The sequence below is a fragment of the uncultured Leptotrichia sp. genome (assembly GCF_938036635.1).
Classification (GTDB): domain Bacteria; phylum Fusobacteriota; class Fusobacteriia; order Fusobacteriales; family Leptotrichiaceae; genus Leptotrichia; species Leptotrichia hongkongensis.
Genome location: NZ_CALHQO010000119.1, coordinates 1 through 1,222, shown reverse-complemented (window position 1 = coordinate 1,222; position 1,222 = coordinate 1). Strand labels below are relative to the sequence as shown.

Below are 1,222 nucleotides of genomic sequence, written 5' to 3'. Positions count from 1 at the left end.
GGAGACTGAAATGGGTTCCCGTATTGTTGAGGTTCACAATGGTTCAGCTCTTTTTACAGGTGATGCTGGAAATGGAGCAAGCAATGCAAGAAGGTTTATGATTGAAAAAGATTTAATAGAAGCCATTATCCGGTTGCCTGAAAATATGTTTTACAATACAGGAATAACAACATATATCTGGATTTTATCCAATAGAAAAGAAGAAAAAAGAAAGGGGAAGATACAGCTTATTAATGCAAGTGGAATAAAGACTTCACTTAGAAAAAATATGGGCAAGAAAAACTGTGAATTTTCAGAAGATAATAGACAATTTATTCTAAATCAATATCTAAATTTTGAAGAGAATGAGTATTCGAAAATATTCTCAAATGATGAGTTTGGATATTATAAAGTTGTAGTGGAAAGACCGCTAAGACAAGCTGTATTATGTAATGCAAATAATATAAAAGAAATAGAGGAGGAGCTTGAAAAAATTGGCGTGCTGTCTGGGGCGATAGATAAAAAAGTGCTTGCAGAAAGCTTTATTAAAGGGACATCTAGCTCTATGAAGGAGCTTGAAAAGAGTGAAAATGTAAATACATATCTGGAAGTTTTGAAATTAATGGAAAGTGATGAAAAATATCTAAATTATGCAGCATTTGAAAAGGCTTTTAATAAGCATTTAAAAAAGAAAGATATAAAAGGGGCAAGTTTAAGCAAGCTTGCTTCAACAGGACTGTTAAGCCGCATGATAGTTAAGGATGAAGAGGCAGCTATCCAGAAGGACTCAAAAGGTAATATAGTTGCAGATCCGGAACTTAGAGATACCGAAAATATTCCGATGACATTTGAAGGAGGTATAGACGAGTTTATTAAGCAGGAAGTATTGCCATATCACGCAGATGCTTTTGTCGATGAGAGCAAAACACAAATAGGATATGAAATAAACTTTACAAAGTATTTCTACAAAGCTAAAGAACTGGAGAGTGTAGAAGAGATTGTGAATCGTATTAAAGAATTGGAAAGACAATCTGATGGAATGATGGCTTCTATATTGGAGGGGCTTTATGAATAAGTATGAGAGATATAAGAGTACGGAACTGTCTTGGTCAAAACATTTGCCATATTACTGGAATATAAAGAGAATAGCAAGTATCTTTGACATAAGAAAAGAAAAAAATTCTCCTGTTAGAACCAAAGAAATTTTATCATTAAGTGCAAAGTACGGTGTTTCTCTATATTC

1 protein-coding gene is annotated in these 1,222 nt (G+C 33.3%); it reads left to right on the top strand.

Annotated features, from left to right (window positions below; genetic code table 11):
• A partial coding sequence (locus Q0370_RS02155; RefSeq protein ID WP_299571498.1) for an N-6 DNA methylase occupies positions 1–1,054 on the top strand: 1,054 nt, incomplete at its 5' end.
• Between the last annotated feature and the right edge of the window lie 168 nt (positions 1,055–1,222).